The 14,393-nt window shown below is 71.2% G+C and carries 14 protein-coding genes and 2 pseudogenes; 9 read left to right on the plus strand and 7 right to left on the minus strand.

The window, feature by feature from the left end; genetic code table 11:
* Positions 1-4 precede the first annotated feature (4 nt).
* The gene (locus tag ACZ6R9_RS26485; RefSeq protein WP_465540753.1) at positions 5-283 is read right to left on the minus strand and encodes a hypothetical protein; all 279 of its coding nucleotides are present in this window, start codon (positions 281-283) and stop codon (positions 5-7) included.
* On the opposite strand from ACZ6R9_RS26485, the gene ACZ6R9_RS26490 reads away from it, so the two are divergent.
* Entirely contained in the window at positions 242-892 is a 651-nt protein-coding gene (locus ACZ6R9_RS26490; RefSeq protein WP_380488656.1) for a C39 family peptidase, read from the plus strand. The genes ACZ6R9_RS26485 and ACZ6R9_RS26490 overlap by 42 nt on opposite strands.
* 79 nt (positions 893-971) lie before the next feature.
* Here ACZ6R9_RS26490 and ACZ6R9_RS26495 read toward each other — a convergent pair whose 3' ends face one another.
* Positions 972-1,826, minus strand: a complete 855-nt coding sequence (locus ACZ6R9_RS26495) for an SCO6745 family protein (protein WP_380488657.1) — start codon at positions 1,824-1,826, stop codon at positions 972-974.
* A gap of 235 nt (positions 1,827-2,061) precedes the next feature.
* Positions 2,062-2,916 carry an SCO6745 family protein gene (locus ACZ6R9_RS26500; protein ID WP_465540724.1) on the minus strand — a complete coding sequence of 285 codons (855 nt, stop codon included), beginning with the start codon at positions 2,914-2,916 and terminating at the stop codon, positions 2,062-2,064.
* Between the two features lie 309 nt (positions 2,917-3,225).
* Here ACZ6R9_RS26500 and rpe point away from each other — a divergent pair, with 309 nt between their 5' ends.
* The 4 genes and pseudogenes from rpe to ACZ6R9_RS26520 all read left to right on the plus strand — a co-directional run bounded on the left by rpe (position 3,226) and on the right by ACZ6R9_RS26520 (position 6,330).
* Complete coding sequence (rpe, locus tag ACZ6R9_RS26505; protein ID WP_465540751.1) at positions 3,226-3,912, plus strand: ribulose-phosphate 3-epimerase; 687 nt, start codon at positions 3,226-3,228, stop codon at positions 3,910-3,912.
* 361 nt (positions 3,913-4,273) lie between these two features.
* Complete coding sequence (locus tag ACZ6R9_RS26510) at positions 4,274-4,447, plus strand: hypothetical protein (protein WP_380488659.1); 174 nt, start codon at positions 4,274-4,276, stop codon at positions 4,445-4,447.
* A gap of 434 nt (positions 4,448-4,881) precedes the next feature.
* Positions 4,882-5,864, plus strand: a pseudogene (locus tag ACZ6R9_RS26515) (SDR family NAD(P)-dependent oxidoreductase).
* Between the two features lie 31 nt (positions 5,865-5,895).
* Positions 5,896-6,330 (plus strand): NUDIX hydrolase, encoded by a 435-nt coding sequence (locus ACZ6R9_RS26520; protein WP_465540726.1) that lies wholly within the window; start codon positions 5,896-5,898, stop codon positions 6,328-6,330.
* A 243-nt stretch (positions 6,331-6,573) separates the two neighbouring features.
* Here the strand turns inward: ACZ6R9_RS26520 and ACZ6R9_RS26525 are convergent, their stop codons facing one another.
* Positions 6,574-7,437, minus strand: coding sequence for a transposase (locus tag ACZ6R9_RS26525; RefSeq protein ID WP_465540728.1), 864 nt, complete (start codon positions 7,435-7,437; stop codon positions 6,574-6,576).
* Positions 7,438-7,529: 92 nt separating this feature from the next.
* On the opposite strand from ACZ6R9_RS26525, the pseudogene ACZ6R9_RS26530 reads away from it, so the two are divergent.
* Positions 7,530-7,673: pseudogene (locus ACZ6R9_RS26530) on the plus strand (pirin family protein); the annotation flags it as partial.
* A gap of 109 nt (positions 7,674-7,782) precedes the next feature.
* Here ACZ6R9_RS26530 and ACZ6R9_RS26535 read toward each other — a convergent pair.
* Positions 7,783-8,814 carry a ferritin-like domain-containing protein gene (locus tag ACZ6R9_RS26535; protein WP_465540729.1) on the minus strand — a complete coding sequence of 344 codons (1,032 nt, stop codon included), beginning with the start codon at positions 8,812-8,814 and terminating at the stop codon, positions 7,783-7,785.
* 551 nt (positions 8,815-9,365) lie between these two features.
* On the opposite strand from ACZ6R9_RS26535, the gene ACZ6R9_RS26540 reads away from it, so the two are divergent.
* Complete coding sequence (locus ACZ6R9_RS26540) at positions 9,366-10,430, plus strand: methyltransferase (RefSeq protein ID WP_465540731.1); 1,065 nt, start codon at positions 9,366-9,368, stop codon at positions 10,428-10,430.
* Positions 10,431-10,637: 207 nt separating this feature from the next.
* Here ACZ6R9_RS26540 and ACZ6R9_RS26545 read toward each other — a convergent pair whose 3' ends face one another.
* Entirely contained in the window at positions 10,638-11,216 is a 579-nt protein-coding gene (locus ACZ6R9_RS26545) for a TetR/AcrR family transcriptional regulator (protein WP_380488664.1), read from the minus strand.
* Positions 11,217-11,385: 169 nt separating this feature from the next.
* On the opposite strand from ACZ6R9_RS26545, the gene ACZ6R9_RS26550 reads away from it, so the two are divergent.
* Together ACZ6R9_RS26550 and ACZ6R9_RS26555 are read left to right on the plus strand one after the other, a co-directional pair.
* Complete coding sequence (locus tag ACZ6R9_RS26550) at positions 11,386-12,882, plus strand: MFS transporter (RefSeq protein WP_380488665.1); 1,497 nt, start codon at positions 11,386-11,388, stop codon at positions 12,880-12,882.
* Positions 12,883-13,066: 184 nt separating this feature from the next.
* Positions 13,067-13,876, plus strand: coding sequence for a thioesterase II family protein (locus tag ACZ6R9_RS26555; protein ID WP_380488666.1), 810 nt, complete (start codon positions 13,067-13,069; stop codon positions 13,874-13,876).
* 48 nt (positions 13,877-13,924) lie between these two features.
* Here ACZ6R9_RS26555 and ACZ6R9_RS26560 read toward each other — a convergent pair whose 3' ends face one another.
* A complete protein-coding gene (locus ACZ6R9_RS26560) occupies positions 13,925-14,338 on the minus strand; it encodes an allene oxide cyclase barrel-like domain-containing protein (RefSeq protein ID WP_380488667.1) in 414 nt (137 codons plus the stop codon).
* Positions 14,339-14,393: the final 55 nt, after the last annotated feature.

Below are 14,393 nucleotides of genomic sequence, written 5' to 3' on the forward strand. Positions count from 1 at the left end.
ACGATCAGTGCGCGGCCGGGAGTTGGGAGGGTGACTGCTCGGCCGGGGCGTGGGTGAGCAGGCACGGGTCGCCGATGTCCGGATCGCCGACGAAGACGAACAGTGGCAGCCGGCGCTGCTCGCGCTGGACGTGGAAGCGCCGGCGGTGGGCGGTGGGCGCCGAGGTGGTCGCCGGGGAGGGGCATCGTCGCAGGTGGGAGGGCGGTCGGCGGTGTCGCGGGCGAGGGTGCGCGGGATCGGGATGAAAGTACGTCAGGATGACCGGGTGAAGCCGATCAGCCATGCGGTGCCCTACTACTCCCAGTGGGAGTCGCCCGAACTCGTGCCCGACATCCTGGACGGCACGCTGCGGGCCGCCGACGACCCGCTCTGGGAGCGTTCGGGCGCGGCCGACGAAGCCGAGTACGAGTACTGGTCCTGGCGGCTGTGCGGGATGGCCTGCCTGCGGATGGTCCTCGACCACTGGTGGGGCATCGCCCCCGGGTCCGTACGGCTCGCCGAGGAGTGCGAGCTGGCCGGCGCGTACATTCGGCACCCCGACGGACGGCTCGACGGGCTGTTCCACTCACCGTTCGCCTCGTACGTCCGCGCCCGCTGGGGCCTGGACGCCCAGGCGATCAGCCCGCTGCCCGTCGACCGGCTGCCGGAGGAACTCGCCCGGGGCGTCCTCCCGATGATCTCCGTCCACCCCGCCATCCGGACCCTCGCCCCCGAGGTCCCCCGCCCCGGCGGCCACCTGGTGCTGGCCGTCGGCGCCGACGACGACGCGCTGTACATCCACAACCCGTCCGGCTACCCCGACGACTCCCAGCGCGCCGCCCGCGTCCCCTGGGCCGACCTCGACCGGTTCTACGCCGGCCGCGGCATTCTGCTCGGGCCGCCGCCGTACTGACACTTGTACGGCGGTCGGCTTGTGGGAGGTCGGCTGTCGGGGGAGTCGGCGGGGCTTTGGTCGGCAGGCTCGTGGGTGATCAGGAGGCGTTCGGCAGGCCGATCGGGGTGGTGGGCGGCAGGTCGGCGCGACAAGCGGTGGAGATCGGGCGGAGCGCGTCGGCGAGTTCGTCGAGCTCCGTGCGGTGGAAGTGCGTCCAGACCCGGGACGCGGCCAGGTCGGTGGCGGCCTCCAGGGCGAGGTGACGGCGGCGGCCCTCGGTGGTCAGCGAACCGTCCGCGGCCAGCCACTGACGCTCGATCAGGCGCTCCGTCGCCTCGTCCCACTCGGCGTCCGTCCAACCGCGGTGCGGCTGCATGGTCTCCCGGCGGGTGTCCAGCGCGCAGCGCACCACCAGTGCCTCGCAGCCGTCGAGCCCCTCGGCGACCAGTGCCGCCACGTGCCCGTCGCCACGGTGCTCGCGCAGCACCGTAGTGGCCTGCCACAGCCGGGCCAGCCGCCCGTCCTGCGCCGGAAGCGCGGCGTTGGCGGCGGCCAGCACCCGGCCCGCGCAGTCCAGGCCCTCGACGGCGCGCTCCAGCAACTCCACCGAACGGTCGATCAGATCCGGCTTCACCTCCACGAGCACCCGCCCGAGCGCGCCGGTCGCGCCCTCCACCCGGGCCTGCAGCGCCCGTTCGGGTGTCGCGCGCCCCCAGATCTCCGGCAGCGCCCGCTCCACCATCTGCGGCGCGAAGTTGAAGAACGCCGCCACCACCGGCGCGGCCTCAACCGCCCCCAGCGGGGCCGACCGCCCGCCGAAGTAGCCGCGCCAGTACCCCCGCAGCCCCGCCGCCTCGTACGCGGCCCGGGCCTCCGGCGAGAAGTACGTGAGCGCGTGAACGGGTTCGAACAGCCACCACAGGGCACGTGCGGGGTGGACGACCTGGGTCATCGGACGCCTTTCGGTGAGGGTCGAGCTGTGCGGTTCAACTGCTTCGTGAGCCTGCCAGAGCGTTTCGGCGGCGGGAAGGGTTCTTGTTTCGGCCGTGTGAACTTCCGTGCCCTGCTGCTCCGGGTCGGTGCCGGTGGTGCGGGTCGGGCGTACGGGATCGGGATCGGCCGGCTGCTGCCGGTGGTCAGGGTGGCTGCGGCGCAGGGGAGTTGGATGGTGGGAGGAGTTCGGCCGGCTACTGGTCCACCGGTGGCATCGCGAGCGGGTTGACCGGCATGTGGGTGCGACAGAGTGCGGCGATCGGCTTCAAGAGGGCAGCCAGGTGGTCGAGTTGGTCCTGTGGTGTGCTCTCCCAGACGCGTCCGGCGGCCAGGTCGGTGGCGGTCTCGATGGACCGGTGCCGGATGCGGCCGAGTTCGGTGACCGTCCCCCGGGCCGTCAGCCAGCCCCGCTCGACCAGTCGGGTCGCGGCGGCCTCCCACTCGGTGTCCGTCCACCCGCGCAGTGGTTGGAGCACCTCGCGGTCGGCGTCCAGCGCGCAGTGGAGCACCGGCGCCTCGCAGCCGTCCAGCCCGGCCGTGACCAGCGCCGCCACATGGCCGTCGCCGCGGTGCTCGCGCAGGACGGTGGCGGCCTGCCACAGTCGTCCGTACACGTTCACGGGGTGGGGGAGCACGGAGTTGGCGGCTGCCAGGACCCGGCCCGTGAAGTCGAGTCGGGCGACCGCCTCCTCCAGCGCGGTGGCCGCCGCGGCGACCTGTTCGGTCGCGACCGGTTCCAGCAGTCGGGCCAGCACTGCTTCCGAGCTCCGGAGGCGGGCGGCCAGCGCCTGTTCGGGGCTGGCGTGCGTCCAGACGTCCGGCACGGCCTGCGCGACCAGCGTCGGGGAGAAGCTGAAGAACGCGGCGACCACCTGTTGCGCGTCCACCGCGCCCAATGGAGCCGCGCGGCCGGCGAAGTAGCCGCGCCAACTGCCGTCCAGCCCCGCCGCCTCGAAGGCCGCCCGGCTCTCGGGCTGGAGGAAGGTGACGGCGTACACCGGTTCGAAGAGTCGCCACAGTGCGCGGGCGGGGTGGACGGTAGCGGACATCGGGAGACCTTCCTCGGAGGGGCCTTGTCGGATTGAGGGCCAGTCGGATTGGCGGGCGGTCGGATTGGTGGGCAGTAGTCGGATTGGTGAGTGGTTGGCTTGAGGGGTGGTCGGTTTGAGGGGTGATCGACTTGAGGGCGGTCGATACAGGGGCTGATGGCCACGGCGGCGGCCCCGGTAACCTCGACCGGGTGTGATGACGGTCACCCGGGGGTTGCGGGGTGCGGTTGTCGGTGACGGGGCGCGGGATGATGGGACGGAGTTGCCCGTTTCCCGCGGCGTCCCAGCCTCCCTGCACGAAGGTGGTCGATCATGGCCCAGATCAGCCCCAGCATCCTGTCCGCGGACTTCGCCCGCCTTGCCGAGGAAGCCGAGGCGGTGCGCGGCGCGGACTGGCTGCACGTCGATGTGATGGACAACCACTTCGTCCCCAACCTCACGCTGGGCGTGCCGATCGTCGAATCCCTGGCCCGGGCCACCAGCACCCCGCTCGACTGCCACCTGATGATCGAACAACCCGACCGCTGGGCCCCGCAGTACGTGGAGGCCGGCGCCGGCTCGGTCACCTTCCACGTGGAGGCCGCCGCCGCGCCCGTCCGCCTCGCCCGCGAGATTCGCGCCAAGGGCGCCCGGGCCTCGATGGCACTCAAGCCCGCCACCCCGATCGAGCCCTACGAGGACCTGCTCCCCGAACTCGACATGCTGCTGATCATGACCGTGGAACCCGGCTTCGGCGGCCAGGCCTTCCTCGACATCATGCTGCCCAAGATCCGCCGCACCCGGCAGCTGATCGACAAGCACGGCCTTGACCTCTGGCTCCAGGTGGACGGCGGCGTCGCCCCCGCCACGATCGAGGCCTGCGCGGAGGCCGGCGCGGACGTCTTCGTCGCGGGCTCGGCGGTGTACGGTGCGGCGGACCCCGCCGAAGCGATCAGGGCCCTGCGGGCCCAGGCGGAGACGGCGACGGCGGCGGCGGGGTGGGGGTGCCGGCACTGATCGCCGACCGCGAGTCGCTGGCCGCGAGCTGCTGAGTCGCGAGTCGCTGGTCGCGTGGCGGGCCGGGGATGGGTGGCTACGGGGGCGGGGGCCCGTTTTGGTGGTGGTCGTTCGGGGCGGACGGTGACGGCGGCTGGGTGGGCCTGCCGACGCTGGCTGTCCGGGCCGGGGGCCGGGGGCGGGGGCGGTAGCAGTGGGGGCCGGGGCCTTGCTGGTGGTGGCTGTCCGGGGCGGACGGTGACGGCGGCCACGGGCCGCTGGCCGCGAGCTGCTGATCGCGTGGCGGGCCTGGGCTGGGTGGGTGGCCACGGGGGCGGGTGACCTTGCTGGCGTTGGTCGTTCGGACAGCCCGGTGTAAGGGGTGGAGCGTGCCGGTGACGACGAGGCCCTCGCTGACCTCGCCGCCCTCACCGGCACCCGGCCCACCTTGGCCGCGAAGGCCCGCGACGACCAGGGAGCCGCGTGCGAACTCGCGCAACTGGTCCTCGGCCAGTGGACGGCGACCATGCCGACCGCTCTCCGGGAGGCGGCGTGAGCGAGCAGCACGTGTTCCGCAAGCGGATGCGCCGTGGCGCGGCGACGGCGGAGGAGTTCGGCTGGCGGCAGCTCGCCGGCCGACTCCAGGCACCGGTCCTGCACGCGCGCGTCCCTGCCGGCGAGGCGTACGACCAGTTGGCGTACGAGGACGTGTTCGCTCCCGGCCGGGCCGGGCACCTGCTGGGCGACCTCATCTCCGCCGCAGACGACGACCCGACCACGGTCGGCGCGGTCACCGGCCTTGTCGACGCCGTCTGCGACGACCTGATCGCCGCGGTGGCCACCAGCGGGCGCACCGCCGCCCTCGCCGAGTGCGTCCCCACCCTGTACACCGAGCGCATCCGCCCCGGCGGCCGTATCGACACCTGGTGGCTGAACGGCGACCTCACCCTCGCCCCCACAGGCGGTCCGGACCTGCTCGCCGTGCGCGACATGGCCGGGTACACCATCACTGCCAACGGCACCCGCCTGCCCCTGGACGTCCCCGCCGCGATCCGCTCCGCCCGAACCGCTCTCGACCCGTCCGGCCGGTGGAGCACGGCCCTCACCCAGGGCGACCCCACCGAACCCAACATCGCCAACTCCACTGCTGGCGGGGCGTGCTGGCTGGACTTCGAGTACGCCGGCCGCAACACCCTCGCCGGAGAGATCGCCAACCTGCTGTGGTTGCAGGGCCGCACCGCCCTGGTCACCGGCGCGGCCACCGGCATCGGGGCCGCCACCGCCCGCGCCCTTGCCGCGGCCGGTGCGGCCGTCGCCATCGCCCACTTCGGCCAGATCGACCAGGCCCGCATCGTCCTGGACACCGTGCGCCGAGCCGGCACCGACGGCATCGAGATCAGCGCCGACCTCACCGAACCCGACGCCGCCGCCATGATGGCCGGCCAGATCCGCAACGAACTCGGCCCGGTGGACATCCTCGTCAACAACGCCGGCGCCTACCCGAGGACCCCGTGGGCGCAGACGGACGAAGCCGCCTGGGCGGCGGCGCTGGAGATCAACCTCACCGCCCACTACCGCACCTGCCGGGCCGTCACCCCGTCCATGACCACCCAGGGCTGGGGGTGGATCGTCAACGTCTCCCCCGTCAACGCCCGCACCGGACGAGCCGGACTGACCGCCTGCAGCGCCGCCAAGGCCGGACTCCTCGGCCTCACCGCCTCCCTGGCCAGGGAACTTGGCCCACATGGGATCACGGTGAACACTGTCCTTCCGGGGCGATCCAGGTCGACGCCGAGAACGCCCTCCCCGCCCGTCACCGCGCCCGTCCCGAAGACCAGATCGCCCGGCAGAGCGTCCCCCGCCGGGGCCAGCCCGACGACATTGCCGCCGCCATCGCCTTCCTCACCAGCCCGGCCGCATCCTTCATAACCGCCCAGGCGTTGCACATCGACGGCGGCTGGCTGCCCCACTGATCCACGACCGACCACCACCACGGAGAACACCATGAAGGAACGCGTCCGCGCCGTCCTGCTCACCGACCACGGCACGATGCTCGTCATCAACCGCATCCGCCCCGGCATCCCCCCGTACCAGGTTCTCGTCGGCGGCGGCGTCGAAGACGAGGACACCGACCTGAAGACCGCCCTGCTTCGCGAGATTCGCGAGGAGATCGCCGGCACCGCCACCGACCTGCGCCCCTTCCACCGGCTGACGAACGACAAGGGCGAGATCGAGCACTTCTACACCGCCCACATCAGCACCTGGAACTTCGACGACCGCACCGGGCCCGAGTTCTCCCGCGACGACCGCGGCGAGTACCTGCTCGAAGAAGTCCCTCTCACCGCCGACGCCATCAACGCGCTGAACCTGATGCCGCCCGAGATCAAGACCGCACTTCTGGACGCCCTCGCCAACGAAACCCTGCCCACCGCAGCGTAGGCGTCCTCCACGAAGCACTTCACCGCCCGCCGGGCGAAACCGCCGACTACACCAACCCGCCGCCATGGCCGCCGCCGGCCACGGCCTCACCCACACGAGCGCCGCCAACCTGCCGTCGCGAATCCTCATGGTGGGGTCGTCCACCGCAACAGGGCGCGGATGCCCGTTCGGGCCTGGGCCGAACCTGCCACCCTCGCCTGCAACGTCGGCATCCTCGCCTCTGAAAGGGTGTTCGATACCGATTTAGGCTGCCGCAGGCGGTTTCGGGCGGAGGTATTGCCCGGTTCTGTCCGGGCTGGCGGTCAGCCGGATGGTCATCGAGTTGACCACGGCCCACTGGATCATCGAGCGTGACCGGTCCGGCAGCTCCTCGTAGTCGCGGTGGAGCCGCCGGTACCGGGCCGTGATCCCGAACGTCTGCTCCACCCGCCAGCGGATCGGCTGCACGACGAAGCCTTTCTGCTCCTTGTCGCGGGCGACGACCTCGACATCGATGCCCAGGGCGGTGCCGTGCCTGACGACGGCGTTGTTGTACCCGGCGTCGACCCAGGCCTTGGTCACGCTCGGCCATCGGTCGGCAAGGACGTCGAGGACTTGCTTCCCGCCCGCGGAGTCCTGGACGCCGGCGGCGGTGACGATCAACACCAGGAGCAGGCCGAGGGTGTCGGTGGCGATGTGTCGCTTGCGGCCCTTCACGCGTTTGCCGCCGTCCCAGCCCTGGCTGTTGGCGGGGGCGTTGGACTGGGTGGCGAGGCCGACGCCGTTGCGCTCCATGGTCTGGATGAAGGCCTCAACGACCTTGTGGTCGAAGGTGCCCATCCGGCGGCTGCGGAACGCGGGGTAGAGGTGGTGTTCCAGCAACGAGTTGAGGTGGCGGAGGGAGGCGGCACCGAGGTGGCGCTGGCCGGCCTTCCACTCCTCGACGTACGGCTCGAACTGCATCGGGCCGTACTTCTGGATCCGCTCGGCTTTGCGCTGGCTCTGCCGTCCGGCTGCGTTGCGGTAGCGGATCTTGTACTCGTGCGGGCACCGCAGCCACCGACTCTCGGGGTGCTCGCACTCCTTGAAGAAGCTGCCCATGCCGCGGACGAGGTTGATGGTGGCCATGGTTGTCGACTCCCAGGTGCCTTGCTGACCTTTTGCTGACCCCGGATGGTCCGCCAAGCCCCTGAGCTGGGAAGAAACGTCAAAGCCGTGGTATGTGGTGGAACTTCATCGGCCGGACCGGCGAGGAGATCGCGCAGGCGCGGGACGACTGGGAGAAGGGTTCGCGCTTCGGCGAGGTGCACGGTTTCGACGGGGCCCGATTGCGGGCTCCGGTACTTCCCGACACCCCGCTGAAGGCGCAGGATTCCCATGTGCGGGTAGGCGTGACAGCGTCTGGTCGGATCGGTGCTGCCCTGTTGCCGACTTGTCCGACGTATCGTCAGATCATTGCGCGGGGCGGTTGAGTCAGCCGTGGTTGGGGTGGCTGCGGTTGATGAGGAACTCGGGCCCGTACACGTGTGTGTTGTCATGCGGTAGGGGCTTGGCCATCAACGCCTGCGCGGCCCCTTTCAGCGCGAACATCACATTGATCGACTGGCTCAGCGCGGAGGTGTCTCCGTCCCGCCATGCCGTCTCCAGGAGGTCGAGCATCTCGGTGTACTTGTCGTTGAAGGCGGCGAGAAGGTCCGGCACGTCGTCCGGGGGGTTGGGCCAGGACCCCTCCGTGAGCCTGCCCATGGGGTACGTCTCGGGGAAGGGAACCGGATCTCCGACCCAGTCGTACGCTGTGGGGCCGGAGGACGTGGGCACCAGCCGGTGTCCCTTCCAGATCTCACCGAAGCCGTAGTAGTGGGCCAGCTGTCCGTCGGCGGTGGGGTCGTCGGGCAGGTGGCTGGTGCCCTCTCCCTGCTCCTTGATCACATCGATCGACTCCGTGATCTGGTCGACCGAGGTGAACTTCTCCAGCGTGTTCCTGCCGATCCGCGCCTCCATCTGATGGCCCGACCCGATGGACGGTTCGACGTTCTTGAACGCGTCCCGCACCGCGTCGTAGAACTCGCCGATCGTGACCCACTCCTCCTGCAGGCGCGCGAGCGGGTTCTCGGGCATCTCGATCTCCATGAAGACCTCCCGGACGTACGTCTGGGTCAGCCCCTGGAGGTACACATCGATCGTCGGCCGCACATTGCCCGGCAGCTTGCCCGGATACGTCGGGGCCGCGGCGAGGATGCGCGGCGTCCCACCGATCGCCGACAGCATGTTGCACGCCATCCCCATGTGGTACATCTCGTCGTGGACGACGCTCTTGATCACGGCCTCGGCTTCGGAGCCCGCGGTCTTGATGGACCACATGCCGCACAGGTAGGGCGGCAGGGTCGACAACTCCAGGGCGATGGCGGACTGCAGACTCTCCTTGATCCACCTCAGGTCGTGATCGACCGCTGGGATCTTCATGAGTTCGGCGATCGGCACCGGCTTGGTGGCGAAAGTGGTCACGGCGGTTCCCGTTCTTTCGATGGAAGCGGCGGGCAGACACGGTCGACGTGGCCGGAGTTCGAGAAGAAGATCCGGCCGATCGCGACTGTTCCGTGCGAATCCGTGCGCCGCTGAGTGCGCATGCGATCGTTCCCGGGGCGGATTGCGACAAAAGCGGACAGATGCCTGAAGACTCCATCGGCGTACTCGCCGTCCGGCGCCGTGCGCGGACCCGCGCCCGCAGCCGGTCGTGGAACTCGGCGGCCAGACCCGCGGTCCCGGCACCGCCGGAAGAAGGCGCAGGCGCGGTCCCACGCGGGGAAGTCCTCCGGCACCGCCCGCAAGTGACGCCGCCCGCGACCAAGTAGCGCACGGCGTCGACCGGCTGACGGCGGCAGAAGCCCTCCGGGGCGGGCGCAGGCGCGTGCGGAGGGGCGGTCCGATGGCGGGCCGCGTGGCTGCTGTTCGTCGCTCGCCCGTCGATTCCGGTTGCCCCGGCGGTCACCGGTGGGGCGGGCGGGAAACTGGGCGGGATTTATGGCGGCTTAAGCGGCAGCTCCGAGGATGAGGGCATGACCCCCCAGCGACTCGCCTCCGACAGTCCGCAGGAGCTCATCGACCTCGCCAATCGCTTTGCCGAGGCGCAGGGGCTTCTGGCCGCCATGGAACTCGGTGTCTTCACCGAACTGCACGAACGTCCCGCCGATGCGGCGGAGTTGTGTGAGCGGCTGGGGTTGGTTCCCCGGCCCGCCACCGATTTTCTGCACCTGCTCGTCACCCTCGGGCTGCTCGAGGTCGAGGACGGGCGGTTCGTCAACAGCGGGGCGGCGGAGCGGTTCCTGGTGGCCGGGCAGGCCGGCTACCTGGGGAGCTCGCTCGGCTACTACAGCAGGCTGATGTACCCGTCCTGGTCGGGAGTCGCCGCCTCGCTCCGGGGTGGGGCGGGCGGGGCGGCCGGGGTGGACGGGAAGCCCCGCGGTGACGGGTGGACCAGTGGGTTCTACTCCTCCGTCGCCGACGACGAGGAGACCCTCTCCGACTTCCTGGACGGCCTGGACTCCTACAACTCGGTGCCGGGCGACCTGCTCGCCGACGCGCTGGACTGGTCGCGGTACCGGACGGTGCTGGACGTCGGCGGCGCCCGGGGCAACCACGTCGCGCACATCGCGCAGGCCGCGCCGCACCTGCGGGTCGGGGTGTTCGATCTGCCGCAGCTCGGCCCGTTCTTCGACCGGCTGATGGCGGGGGCGGGGCTGGCGGAGCGCGCCCGGTTCCACGGCGGGGACTTCTTCGCCGACCCGCTGCCGGTGGCCGATGTGGTGATCTTCGGTGACGTGCTGCACAACTGGTCGCCGGAGACCCGGCGGATGCTGATCGGCAAGGCCGCGCAGGCCGTCCGGCCCGGGGGCGCGGTGCTGGTGTTCGACCGGATGATGGACGACCGGCGCTCGGACCGGGCCAAGCTGATCGCCAGCCTGAGCATGTACCTGGCCACCCAGGGTGGGGGCTCGGAGTACCTGGAGTCGGAGTGCCGCGACTACCTTGCGGACGCCGGGTTCGTCGATGTCGGCACCGCGCCGTTCGGCACGGCCGGGCACGTGCTGGCGGTCGGGCACCGACCGGCCGGGGCGCGGTAGCGCCGCCGGCAGACGCGACACAGTTCGGCCGGGGAGGGCGAGCGCCCTCCCCGGCCATTGGCGTTCCCCGGGTGCCCCCGGCCGTTCGCGTTCCCGGGGTGCCCCCGGCCGTTCGCGTTCCCGGGGTGCCCCCGGCCGTTCGCGTTCCCGGGGTGCCCCCGGCCGAACTGTGTCACGTTCCCCGGATGCCGCGTCCGGGTGTGGCGGTCAGTCGGCGTCGGGGTCGGCCGCCAGCGTGCGGAAGCCGGGCTGGAGCAGCTCGACGATCTTCTCGGGGGCGGCGTCCTTGAGCGGGTCGAGTTCCAGCAGGTGGCGGCCGATCACCACGCCGAGGTGCGCGGTGATCAGCAGGGCGGCCCGCAGATCGGCGTCCTCGTCCTCGGGGAGGGCGGTGGCGATCTGCTTGATCTGCTGGCCGAAGATCGCCCGCATCTCGGCAGCGGCCTCGGGGTGGGTGAGCATCGAGCGGAGCATGGTCAGTGAGGTGGCGGGCATGCCGGCCAGCTTCACTCCTAGCCCGGCCAGCAGGAGTTCGCTGAGCGGTTCGGTGGCGTCCGCCTCCATCGACTCGGTGTCGATGCGGACGACCTGCCGGAACAGGCCTTCCTTGCTGCCGAAGTACTGCATGATCAGGGCGGGATCGACCTCGGCGGCTTTGGCCACGGTCCGCATGGTGGTCCGTTCGTAGCCGAGTTCACCGAAGATCCGGCGGGCCGCCTCAAGGATGCGGCGCTCCGAGTTGCGACGTCGTTCGGCCCGGGAGCGGGCAGGTCCGTTGGTATCCACGTATCGATATTACCCAAGCCCACTCAACGTGCGTTGACTCAGCTCGAGCCTTGGCTCTACGGTTGTTGAGTAAATCGGAGTCCTGGGTCGGCCGCCGGGTGCTCCGCCCTGCCCCCTGCCGTCCGGCAACCGCTCAGGCGGGTCCGGACCGGGCTCGACAAGGAGCGACATGAGCAATCGGAACGCCGTGGACACCAGTGCCCCGAAGGGGGCGCCGGACCGTTCCGCACCGGCCGAGACGCCGCCGGGCGCGCGCCGTCCGGGCCTGACCCTGGCGGTCATCGCGACCTGCTACCTGATGGTCGGCATCGACTCGACCATCGTGAACATCGCCCTGCCCAAGATCCAGGCCGCCCTGAACTTCTCTCCGGTCGGGCTGTCCTGGGTGATCAACGCCTATCTGCTGGCCTTCGGCGGCCTGCTGCTGCTCGGTGGCCGGGCGGGCGACATCTTCGGCCGGCGCCGGGTCCTGGTGATCGGCACCGTGCTGTTCACCCTGGCCTCCTTGCTCGGCGGCCTGGCCAATGAGCCCTGGCTGCTGATCCTGGCGCGTGCGCTGCAGGGCGTTGGTGCGGCGATGGCCGCCCCCGGCACCCTGGCGCTGATCGCCAGCAACTTCGCCGAGGGCACCCCGCGCAACCGGGCACTCAGCATCTACTCGGCGACCGCGGCCACCGGCACCTCGATCGGCCTGATCCTCGGCGGCATCCTCACCTCCTGGGTGTCCTGGCGCTGGGTGCAGTTCGTCAACGTGCCGATCGGCGTGGCGGTCGCCGTGCTGGCTCCGCTGTGCATCCGGGAGACCGCCCGCCAGAGCGGGCGCTTCGACTTCCTGGGCACCCTCACCGGCACGGCCGGCGTCGGTCTGCTGGTGTACGCCTTCATCCGCGTCCCGGCCAAGGGCTGGGGCGACGGGCTGACGGTCGGCTGCTTCGCCGTCGCGGTGGCCCTGCTGGTCGCCTTCGTCCTCGTCGAACGCAAGGTCGGCCACCCGATGGTGCCGCTCGCGCTGTTCAAGGACCGCACCCGCACCGCCGCCTACCTGAACATGCTGATGTTCACCGCGACGATCCTCAGCCTGTTCTACTTCCTCAGCCAGTTCATCCAGAACGTGCTGGAGTTCTCGCCGATCCGGGCCGGGCTCGCCTTCCTGCCGATGACGCTCGGCATGTTCGCGGTCGCCCGGGTCGTCCCCAAGATGCTCCCCAAGTACGGCGCCAAGCGCTTCATGGTCGCCGGCGCGCTGCTGATGACGGTCACCGCCGTCTGGCTCAGCCGGATCGAGGTGTCCGACAGCTACGCGGTCGGCGTGCTCGGCCCGATGCTGCTGTTCGGCGTCGGCGCGGGCTGCTGCCTGATGCCGACCAACGTGACCGTGCTCAGCGGAGTCCCGCCGCAGCTGGCCGGCGCCGCCTCCGGCGTGCTGCAGACCATGATGCAGCTCGGCGGCGCGCTCGGACTCTCCATCCTGGTCACCGTGTACGGCACCGCCAGCGACGACGCCGCCAAGCACCCCGGCGCCGGTGACGCCGTGCAGGAGGCGCACCGGGTGCTGACCCACGGTGTGCAGAGCGCCTTCACCGCCAGCATCGCCTTCGTCGGCTGCGCCCTGGTGATCGCCATGGTGCTGATCCGCACGCCGAAGCCCGCCGCCAAGGCCGGCTGATCCCGAACTGCCGGGCGCCCTGCTCCGTCTCCCCGGCCGGAGCAGGGCGCCCGGTGCCGTCCTCGGGCCCGTGCGGCGCCGGGAGCGCGGCGGCCGCCGGGCGAACGGGCCCCTTTGGGTCGGGTTCAGCGGCAGCCAATGTGCTGCACCGACCATGGCGGAAAACCCGATGGGAGGCACTCCGATGCGCGAACAGGACCGAACCGCGGCGGCGGCACGCACGTCCTACCTGACGGCCGGGCCGGCGGGGGACGGGCGGCCGTCGCTGTTCTGCTTCCACCATGCCGGCGGCAGCGCCTCGGTGTTCAACGCGCTGCGCACCGCGCTCCGGCCCGCCGTCGATGTCCTGCCGGTCCAACTGCCCGGCCGGGAGAACCGGTTGCGGGAGCCGGGGCCGGGCTCGATGGCGGAGCTGGTGGCGGTCCTCGACCGGCAGCTCGATCCCCACCTGGACGCTCCGCACTTCTTCTACGGCCACAGCATGGGCGCCCTGGTGGCGCACGACCTGACGGTCCGCCGGCAGGCCAGGGGGGCGCGGATCCCGGAGCGGCTGGTGGCCGGAGCGGCCAGGGCCCCGCAGCTGCCGCCGGCCTTCGCCGCCGCGTACGCGGACCCCGACGAGGAGCTGATCCGGAAGATCGTCGACTGCGGGGGGATGTCCCCGGAGCTGCTCGCCTACCCGGACTGGTACCGGCCGGCGCTCGACCTCACCCGGGCCGACCTGCGGCTGTGCGCGAGCCGGAGCACCGCACCGCCGCCGCCGCTGGAGTGCCCGGTCGACGTCTTCCACGGCGCCGCGGACCCGCTGGTGAGCGAGCCGGACGCGCGCGCCTGGGTCGGGTCGGGGGCCGCCGGCGGCGCGTTGCACCGCTTCGCCGGCGGGCACTTCTTCTTCCTGCGGGAATCCGCGGCGCCGTTCGCGGAGCGGCTCGGCGCCCTGGTCCGTGCGGCGGCGCAGCCGGCGGGGCGGACCGGAACGCGCCCGTCCCGGTAGGGGACGCCTACCGGGACGGGCGCGGATCTCGGCCGGCGCCGAGCAGGATCAGCCGTTGAGCGTGATGCGGAGGTTGACCGTCATCGTGGACACCGGGAGGATCAGGCCCCACTCCCGGATTCCGGTGAGTCCGAGGAACTTGCCCCCGGTGCCGACGGCGGGGAACCGGGCCCAGCCGCCGGCCAGCATGTCCTGGCGGTCGATGGTGCCGGCGGAGCGCAAAGTCCCGTCGGGAAGTTCGATGGCCTCCTCGTAATGCGTCATGAGGTGCCCGTTGGCCGCGACGTGAGTGGCCGTCACCATTCCGATGGTGTGTCCGATCGTGGCGCCTTCGGCGTCGTAGATCTCGTCGAAGTAGACGATTCCGTCCCCGACCTTCTGGATGGGCAGCGGCTCGTTCTGCCCGATGTAGTGGTAGCGGACCGTCTTTTCCGTCACGTTGTCGATGACGATGTTCGTCATGTCGCTCCCTGGTGCCTCGATGGGACATTCCTGCCGCTATGGTCGGTCCCGCTCC

The sequence above is a fragment of the Kitasatospora sp. NPDC048662 genome, assembly GCF_055587065.1.